The organism is Roseinatronobacter ekhonensis (genome assembly GCF_900499075.1).
In the GTDB taxonomy this organism is placed as follows: domain Bacteria; phylum Pseudomonadota; class Alphaproteobacteria; order Rhodobacterales; family Rhodobacteraceae; genus Roseinatronobacter; species Roseinatronobacter ekhonensis.
Window position 1 is genome coordinate 1 of sequence record NZ_UIHC01000079.1, and the last position, 8278, is coordinate 8278.

Annotated in this window: 11 protein-coding genes and 2 pseudogenes; 6 read left to right on the plus strand and 7 right to left on the minus strand. The window is 61.8% G+C overall.

Features of this window, described 5'->3' with window-relative positions; genetic code table 11:
- Positions 1–201: pseudogene (locus tag ROE7235_RS17950) on the plus strand (IS630 family transposase); the annotation flags it as partial.
- Positions 202–207: 6 nt separating this feature from the next.
- Positions 208–456 (plus strand): annotated as a pseudogene (locus tag ROE7235_RS17955) (polyphosphate kinase 2); the annotation flags it as partial.
- A 2-nt stretch (positions 457–458) separates the two neighbouring features.
- On the opposite strand, the gene ROE7235_RS20250 reads toward ROE7235_RS17955, so the two are convergent.
- The 4 genes from ROE7235_RS20250 to ROE7235_RS17970 are packed head-to-tail and all read right to left on the minus strand — an operon-like array spanning position 459 to position 3337.
- Entirely contained in the window at positions 459–620 is a 162-nt protein-coding gene (locus ROE7235_RS20250) for a hypothetical protein (RefSeq protein WP_183073572.1), read from the minus strand.
- Between the two features lie 47 nt (positions 621–667).
- The gene (locus ROE7235_RS17960; protein ID WP_121097036.1) at positions 668–1309 is read right to left on the minus strand and encodes a class I SAM-dependent methyltransferase; all 642 of its coding nucleotides are present in this window, start codon (positions 1307–1309) and stop codon (positions 668–670) included.
- A gap of 4 nt (positions 1310–1313) precedes the next feature.
- Positions 1314–2528 carry a BtaA family protein gene (locus ROE7235_RS17965; RefSeq protein WP_121097038.1) on the minus strand — a complete coding sequence of 405 codons (1215 nt, stop codon included), beginning with the start codon at positions 2526–2528 and terminating at the stop codon, positions 1314–1316.
- Positions 2525–3337: a UDP-2,3-diacylglucosamine diphosphatase gene (locus ROE7235_RS17970; RefSeq protein WP_121097040.1), complete on the minus strand. Its 813-nt coding sequence runs from the start codon at positions 3335–3337 to the stop codon at positions 2525–2527. The genes ROE7235_RS17965 and ROE7235_RS17970 overlap by 4 nt, the downstream gene beginning before the upstream one ends.
- A gap of 170 nt (positions 3338–3507) precedes the next feature.
- Between ROE7235_RS17970 and ROE7235_RS17975 the strand changes: the two genes are divergently transcribed.
- Genes ROE7235_RS17975 through ROE7235_RS17990 form a run of 4 tightly spaced genes read left to right on the plus strand, consistent with a single transcriptional unit; the run spans position 3508 to position 5438 of the window.
- Entirely contained in the window at positions 3508–4719 is a 1212-nt protein-coding gene (locus ROE7235_RS17975) for a GTP-binding protein (RefSeq protein WP_121097042.1), read from the plus strand.
- Complete coding sequence (locus ROE7235_RS17980; protein ID WP_121097044.1) at positions 4716–5030, plus strand: DUF6525 family protein; 315 nt, start codon at positions 4716–4718, stop codon at positions 5028–5030. The genes ROE7235_RS17975 and ROE7235_RS17980 overlap by 4 nt, the downstream gene beginning before the upstream one ends.
- A 10-nt stretch (positions 5031–5040) precedes the next feature.
- Positions 5041–5217, plus strand: a complete 177-nt coding sequence (locus ROE7235_RS17985) for a DUF4169 family protein (RefSeq protein ID WP_121097046.1) — start codon at positions 5041–5043, stop codon at positions 5215–5217.
- Positions 5214–5438, plus strand: coding sequence for a ribbon-helix-helix domain-containing protein (locus ROE7235_RS17990; protein WP_121097049.1), 225 nt, complete (start codon positions 5214–5216; stop codon positions 5436–5438). The genes ROE7235_RS17985 and ROE7235_RS17990 overlap by 4 nt, the downstream gene beginning before the upstream one ends.
- A 2-nt stretch (positions 5439–5440) precedes the next feature.
- On the opposite strand, the gene ROE7235_RS17995 is transcribed toward ROE7235_RS17990, so the two are convergent.
- The 3 genes from ROE7235_RS17995 to ROE7235_RS18005 all read right to left on the minus strand — a co-directional run bounded on the left by ROE7235_RS17995 (position 5441) and on the right by ROE7235_RS18005 (position 8126).
- On the minus strand, positions 5441–6610 hold the full coding sequence (locus tag ROE7235_RS17995) for an AI-2E family transporter (protein ID WP_183073573.1): 1170 nt from the start codon (positions 6608–6610) through the stop codon (positions 5441–5443).
- 90 nt (positions 6611–6700) lie between these two features.
- A complete protein-coding gene (locus ROE7235_RS18000; protein WP_121097051.1) occupies positions 6701–7588 on the minus strand; it encodes a cytochrome c in 888 nt (295 codons plus the stop codon).
- 82 nt (positions 7589–7670) lie between these two features.
- On the minus strand, positions 7671–8126 hold the full coding sequence (locus tag ROE7235_RS18005) for a c-type cytochrome (RefSeq protein WP_121097053.1): 456 nt from the start codon (positions 8124–8126) through the stop codon (positions 7671–7673).
- Between the last annotated feature and the right edge of the window lie 152 nt (positions 8127–8278).

Below are 8278 nucleotides of genomic sequence, written 5' to 3' on the forward strand. Positions count from 1 at the left end.
CTCAATCCAATTGAACGTCTTTGGGCGGTCTTGCACCATTATGTCACCCACAATCGCTACTACCGAAGTCAGAAGCAATTCGCCGACGCCATCCTTGCATTCATGCGTGAGACCATCCCGCAGGAATGGAAGAAATTCCGCGACAAGGTGTCAGATAACTTCCGCGTCATAACACACGAGAACTTTCGGGTTTTGGAGTAGAAGAAGTATACCCAAGCCAAGGAAGCGATGTTCTTTTACACCGACACCGCCGATGCGCCGTGGACGGTGGTCAAATCCAAGGACAAGAAACGCGCGCGGCTGGAATGCATGAAGCATTTTCTGTCGACGCTGGACTATCCTGACAAAGACCCCGAAATTGCCCGCGCACCGGACCCGCTGATCGTGGGCCGCGCGCGGCACATGGTGCTGTCAGGGGCAGAGCTGGGGCATGTTATGGGCGCGTCCGCCGGGTAACTTTATTTGAACAGCTTGCCCAAGCCCTTGCCGGTGATCCGGCCTGCGATGCGCCGCCCGATGCGGCGCGTCACCGCCCCTTTGCGTTTAGAGGTCAGCGCCTGAGCATCGCCCGAATACTTGGCGAGCGCATAGAGGAATTTACGAAATTTGTTCAGGCTCATGCGCCGTGGATACCAGATTCCAGGCGCTCCCGAAACCTGGATCGCGGCTAATTGCTGTGTCGCGTCAGGATCGCGTGTTGAGCGTAGCTGGCAAACAGATCGGCGTGTTCCAAGTGCAATCCGCGCCGGTTGGCCACATCGCGCAGATGCGCGTTCAAGGTATGGCGCGGTGTGACGTGGAATTTTGCCAGCCACGCGTTCAGCCCCGCGCGGGCGATGCTCGGCAAACGGTGCTGGCGGCCGAAATCGACCAGATGCAGGCTGCCGCCGGGTGCCAGATGGTCCAGCGCACAGTCGATCGCGCGGGTCCAGTCGGGGATCATCGACAGGCTGTAGGACAGGAACACGCGGTCGAACCCAGCCACGCTGAACAGCGTGCGCCCGTCAAAGGCGGTGGCATCGCCATGGGCCAGCATGGCGCGCGGTCCCAATTTGGCACGGGCGCTGCGCAGCATCTCTTCGGATATATCCAGCCCGTAAAGGCGGCCTTCGGGCGTTGCGCGGGCGATATGATCCAGATTGCGGCCGGTGCCGCAGGCAATCTCCAGCACGCGCCCGCCTGCGGGCACATCCAGATGCGCGACCAGATGGTCCCGCCCCAGCAGGAACCATGCGCGCGTCGCGTCATAGATAAGCCGTTGGCGGCGGTAGGTTTTGTCCATCAAAACGGCATGGCTGGTCTCTGCCATCGGCTTAGCCCCCGAAACGGTACAGATGGACACCGCCATAAATGGCAGAGCGATCCCGCGCGAAGGCCCGCGCAGAGGCCGCCATATCGTAGCGCCACTGGCCCAACACATGCTGTGGTACACGGCCCGGCAGAATGTCATCGGTGCCGCCAGTGCGAAACAGAACCCGCGCACCGGGGCGTGCCGTGCGGGTGATCTGCGCCCAAAGCGCGGTCAGTTGCGCGTCATTCATCCAGTCTTGTGCGTCCAGCAGGGTATAGGCATCGAGCGAGGCATCCGCCCGCGCGGCCAGATGGTCGGTGAAAGACGCATTCTCGGCCCGCACCCGCGTGGCGCGCGCTGCGATCTGGTCAAAGTTCTGCGGCATCAGATAGGGGGGCAAGCTGGCATCCGGGGCGTCCTGATAACCGCGATGGAAGGCCTGCCACAAAAAGTAATTTTCGCGCACCGGGAAATCGCAGACCAGTCGGCGCGCACGTTCGCGCAACACTTCGATGATCGCGCCATCGCCGGCCAGCTTGTCGTATTGCGCCGGGGGAATGCCCAACCCGAACAGCGACGCGCGCTGCCGCGCCAGAAAGCGCACCAATTTCTTGTCGAAAAGCGGGTCAATCGCAGTGTCATAAAACCGGCGCTGCGCGGCCATGTCGGGCGCATCCAAAAGCGGGCGAAAATCCACCCGCGCCAGTTTGCCAACCAGATGCACCGCGCCGATGAACCGGCCCAATACACCCTGACGGTAGAACCCGCGCGCGAAATAGCGGCTGCGTTGGCTGCCAAGGCTATGTCCGCCCCAATAGGCGCGCGCGGTCGGGTCCAGCTTGGGCAAAAGCTGCTGAACCAGCGCCGGATTGTTCGGGCGGTCGGCACGGGCGAACAGGTCGTGGAATTCGGACTGTGTCAGGGTTTGCGCTGCGGTCTGCTTCAGCTTCAACAGCGCGATATGCGCGGGCGACAGGTCCACTGCGGTCACGCTGGCCGGATCGGCCGTCAGATAGGACATGACATTGCACCCGCCAGAGGCGATGCAGATCATATCCGCGCCGGGTTTCAGCGCCAGCGCGTCCATATCGGCGACCGGATCTTCCCAGATCTGGGCATAGACCAACCCGTCGAACAAATGCGCGAACACACGTTCGTTCAGCCGTCCCAGCACGGTGGCCGGTTTCTGGAACACCGCCGCGCCCAGTTGTTGTGTCACGTTTGTCGCGTCGCTCATGGTGTGATTTCTTTCGGGTCTGTGCCGGGTATGTCATTGGCCCTTGTGGCCAGCGCCTCGCGTCCGCCAAGGCGGCGCAGCACGCCATCGCCCCGGTCGTCCAATGCGGTCATGCTGTCGACCCAGTCGCCGCAATTGGCATAGGTCAGGCCGAAATGCTCATGCAGCGCGGCAATATGGAAATGTCCGCAGATCACTCCGTCCAGCCCTTCATTGCGGGCCAGTTGCACCATGCGCCGTTCATGCGCGCGACCCCGGTAGCGCAACATGTTCAGACCAAGGATGATCATGTCCACCGCGCCCCGCGCATGGGGTTGCAGGCGCAACAGGCGGCGCATGATCCGTTCAAGCCGCCGCAAGCCATGGTCGATCAGACTACCGATCCGGGTCATGGCATGCAGGCGGATCAGGCGGCTGTCGGCCTCGTCCCCATGCACGACCAGATAGCGTTTGCCATTGGCCCCGTGATGCACAAGCCGCGTGACATGGGTGGCGGGCAGGCGGGCATGGTCGGGTATAAGCGTTGGGTCCGGGTCATGGTTGCCGCGCACATAGATCAGCTTGGCCCCCATTCGGGCGCGGGCGCGCAAATGGTCGATCACGGCTTGGTCGGCGGCGGTCCAATGCGGCAACATGGGGTGCCACAGGTCCAGAATATCGCCGACGAGTATGTAGGTTTGGGCAGGGTTTTCCGTCAGAAAGCGCAGCACTGCGTCTGCCTGCGACGACAGCGCCCCCAAATGCAAATCCGACAGGAACAGGGTGCGCCCTTGGGGCGGGGGGCGATCATCTGCGCAATCTGGGGGCATAGCACCATCCGGTTGGCCAAGTTTGACGCACCATGCCCCGAGAGCGCGACAGAGATGTGACCACTTCGTATCAGTTTTGTTGCAGTCGCCAGAGATGCGGGAGTGGTCTTGCGGTTTCCAAATTGTAATAATATAACATAACAAATTCCGAGACGTTGAAGGATATCCTCATGCCCCAAGATCACCGTTTGCCCGTTACCGTCCTGTCCGGCTTTCTTGGCGCGGGTAAGACCACGCTTCTGAACCGCGTTCTGAACAACCGCGACGGGCGGCGCGTTGCGGTCATTGTCAATGACATGTCAGAGGTGAATATCGACGCCGATCTGGTGCGCGCCGACACTGAATTGTCACGCACCGATGAGACCTTGGTGGAAATGTCGAATGGCTGCATCTGCTGCACGCTGCGCGACGATTTGCTGCTGGAAGTGCGCAAACTGGCTGCGGAGGGGCGGTTCGACTACCTGCTGATCGAATCGACCGGCATTTCCGAACCGTTGCCCGTCGCCGCGACCTTCGATTTCCGCGACGAGGACGGCGATAGCTTGTCCGACGTGGCGCGGCTGGACACGATGGTCACGGTGGTTGATGCCGTGAACCTGCTGCGTGATTTCTCCAGCCATGATTTTTTGCGTGACCGTGGTGAAACCTTGGGCGAAGAGGACGACCGCACGCTGGTCCATCTGCTGACCGACCAGATCGAATTTGCCGATGTAGTGATCCTGAACAAAGTGGCCGATGCCGGACCAGAGCGCACCGATGCCGCGCGCAAGATCATCCGCAGCCTGAACGCCGATGCGCGCATAATCGAGACGAACCAGTCGCAGGTCGCCGCAGAAGCCATTCTCGACACCGGCTTGTTTGATTTCGAGGCCGCGCATGAGCACCCGATGTGGGCCAAGGAACTTTATGGCTTTGCCGATCATACCCCCGAAACCGAGGAATACGGCGTCACAAGCCATGTCTACCGCGCGCGCCGCCCCTTTGTGCCCGAGCAGATCATGGCGGTGCTGAATGGTGAACTGCCGGGCGTGATCCGCGCCAAAGGGCATTTCTGGATTGCCACACGGCCTGATTGGGTGGCCGAGTTTTCATTGGCCGGGGCGCTCTCTTCGGTCAAGCCCTTGGGCACATGGTGGGCTGCTGTCCCGCGTGAGCGTTGGCCCGACCACGAGGCCGCGCGCAATTACATGGCTGCGCATTGGTCAGAGCCGTGGGGCGATCGTCGCCAAGAGATCGTCTTTATCGGAACAGGGATTGATTGGGCGGCGCTGAAGGCGCGGCTGGATGGGTGCCTGCTGCCCGAAGATCAGGCGCAAGGCCCGGACGCACTGCCTGACCTTCCCGACCCGTTTCCGCTCTGGCGGCGGGCAGAGGCGGCATGAGCAGCCGCAACCGCCGCACTCATCTGCGCGCGAAAACCCGAACACGCGATCCGATGCAAGACTATGACCGCTTGCCATCCGATCTGCGCGCCTGGCTGTCGCAAGCCGCGTTGCCATGGCGTCCGGCCTCTGTGCAAAAGCTCTATGCGCGGGCGTTGGCGCAGACCGGCGACCGTGCGCGCGCGTTGCAACGGCTGGATGCCGCAGAGCGCCGCCTTGTCAGCAAGGACGCCGCCGTGATCTGGGGTGCAGAGCATCCGGCGGCGCGGGATGTTGAAATCGACGTTGCCGAGCACGGGGTGCGCGGCTAATCTGGCGGGTATGAGCAAGATCATCAATCTGCGCACGCATAAAAAGCAGGCCGCGCGCGATGCCAAGCGCCGACAGGGCGACGCGAAAGCCGCGCGCCATGGTCGCAGCATGGCCGAACGGCAGGCACAGCAGGCAGAGGCGGACACGGCGCGCAACCATCTGGACCGTCACAAGCGCGACCCATGAGCGCGCGTCCCGTCAAACACTCACTGACCTTGCGCGGGCACCGCACATCGGTGTCACTGGAAGCCGATTTCTGGCGCGAATTCCGCGCCATAGCCGCGCGCGACGGGGTGGCTCTGAATACGCTGGCAGCCCGGATCGACGCCGCGCGCGGCGATATCGGGCTGGCCTCTGCCATTCGGGTTCATGTGCTGCAAGACGCGCTGGCGCGCACCAAGGGCTAGGGCTACTCCGCGCCGATGGCCTTGGCGAACTGACGTTCTTCGATTTCGTCTTTCTGGCTCGGCGGGCGCAGGGGGAACTCTTCTTCCGGCAACCCTTCGCGCGATAGCAACACAGCGACCGGACGCGCGGCGGGAATATGCGAGCAGACAATCATCACCGCGACCATGAACGGCACGGCAAGGAACATGCCCGGCACGCCCCAGACCGCGCCCCAGAATGCCAGCGAGATAATGATCCCAAAGGACGACAACCGCAGCGTCTTGCCCATCAGCATCGGGTCGATGACATTGCCCAGCAAGAACTGGATCATCCCGGCGATGACAAAGATCAGGATCGCGGTCGAGGGTTCGGCAACCTGTATATAGGCCACCAGCGTGACCACCAGCGTTGCAATGATGGACCCGACCGACGGAATGAAGTTCAGCACGAAGGTAAACAGCGCCATCGCGGCCGCAAATTGCAGGTTGAACACGCTGAGCAGCGCAAAGATCAGCCCGCCCGTGACCGCGCTGATCAGTGTTTTGACCAGCAGGTAGCGGTTTACCCGCCGGATGATGGACCCGATTATCGCGCTGACCCTGTTGGCCTGCGCGTTGTCTTCCATCAGGTTTTCCAGCTTGGTGCTGAACCAGACCCGTTCGGCGAACAGGAACCCCACGAACAGGATGATCAGAACAACCTGTGACAAAAGCGATCCGGCCTGTCCGGCGGCGGAGCGCAGATAGCCTGAAATCTCGATCGACTGGACCGTGGCCAGCACCGAGGCTTCGACATCCTCGCCCATCCACGCGAACATGCGCGCGATGGCGCGTTGCGCGTCCTCTGTGTAGGCCAGCGTCGTGGTCAGAACCGTGTTGATCTGGGAAATTACCAGCCCCACCAAAGTCAGCAGGCCAGAGGCGATCAGAACCACCGCCGCGACCGACGCGACCCAGTTCGTAACCCGCAGATTGCCGATTTTCATGCTCTGGATGGAATTGATCGCATCCGAGGTCAGCGAGAACAGCACAATCGCAATCGCCAGCGAGATCAGGATGAATTTCGCCTGCACCAGCAGGAACAACACCACTGCAAAGGCGATTATTCCCATCAACCAAGTTTGCAGGCGGAACTTCTCGCCAAAGCTCAGCCGCGGGGACAGGGGCGTGGTGGATTTGGAATTATCCGACATGGGTCCGGCGCTTTGGTTCTGATCCGGTGATTATGGGTGCGAAACGGGCCACCGGCAAGGCACGATCCCGGCAAAGCTGTGGCCCCCGCGTTATTCCTGCTTGTCCGCGCGCAGAATATAGGCGGCAATCGCGTCCAGTTCGGCCTTGTCCAACTGGCCAAGGTTGGCGATCACCTTGGCCATCGACCCACCTGCGACGTCGAAGGAGGGTGTAAAACCGGTCTCCAGATAGGCGCTGATATCGAACGCGGTCCATGTAAAATCCTCACCCGCGATCGGGGGGATACGCCCGTCGCCCGATGGGTTGGCCGCACCTTGCAGCCAGTTGGCGGTTTGCATCCCCCCCAGCATGTCGCGCGGGGTGTGGCATTCCGCGCAATGCGCCAGCGCTTCTGCCAGATAGCGACCTTGGGTTTCTTCGGCTGTCAGATCGCCCGTCACCACCCAATCGCGGTTCATATAGAGCGCCTTCCACACGCCAACGCTGCGGCGGATGTTGAATGGAAAGCCCAGATCATGCGCGCGCGATGGCGTTGCATCGGCGGGCAGGGTCATCATGTAGGCGTAAAGATCGGCCACGTCTTGCGGGTCGGCCTTGGCGTAGGACGTGTAGGGGAAGGCCGGGTAGTAGTGCTGCCCTTGCGGAGAGATGCCGCGCATGACCGCGTTCAGGAAGTCTGCCTGACTCCAGCCGCCGATGCCGTGGTCGGGGTCCGGGCTGATATTGGGCGCGTAGAATGTGCCGAATTGCGTGTCAAACGCGGCCCCGCCGCGCAGCACCTTCGGGTCTGCGCCGTCCTGAGTGCCCATATGGCAGGACGCGCAGCCGCCCGCCAGAAAGATGCGCTCGCCCGCCGCGGCGTCGCCCGTCAGGCGTTGCGACACGGTGGCGGGCAGGGGGCTTGGGCGGGTGATAAACCATGCCGCAGCGCCGCCCAGAAGGCCAAGCGCCAAAACAACAAAAGCCGCGCGTTTCATGTCATTGCCCCGTCACATGCTGGACACGGGCCGCCCCGACACTGCCGGGGCGGCCCATATTAACCTGATCTTGCGATCAATATCAGCTTTCTTCGCGGTAATCTTCGTGGCAGGCACCGCAGGCTTGGCCCACCGCCCCGACAGCAGGGCGCAGCGCGTCCAACCCGTTGCCAGCGGCCCCTTGCAGCGCGACGGACGCTTCCTGCAATGCCACGAATTTGGCGGTGAAGTCGTCCAGATTTTCCCAGATTTCGGCTTTGGCGCGGGTCTCCATCACCATCGACGAATCGGTGCCTTCCGGCCACAGACGCGATTGATCATGACGTGTCAGGTGGAACAGGTTGTCCGCCGCTGTCTGGGCCATCGCGGCGTCATAGTCCATGCGGCCTTGCGCCATGCCACCAAGAACAGCCAGGTTGTGGCCATAAAGCTTGAACTGCCCCTGCCGCGCTTCGACCGCGTTCATGTCTTGGGCCATGACCGGAAGTGCGAGGGCCGCACTCAATGCCGCGCCGACAACGATTTTGGAAAATGTCATATCCGAACTCCTCGATTGATTGCGTTATACTCCGAGTCCTGCAGAAGCCGAATTTGTTGACTTGACTGCTGGGTTTGGAACGATTCAGCTATTGCTTATGATCCGCCCTGACTTTCTTTCCTCACCAGCCCGCCTCGAGCTTGAGGCTTGCG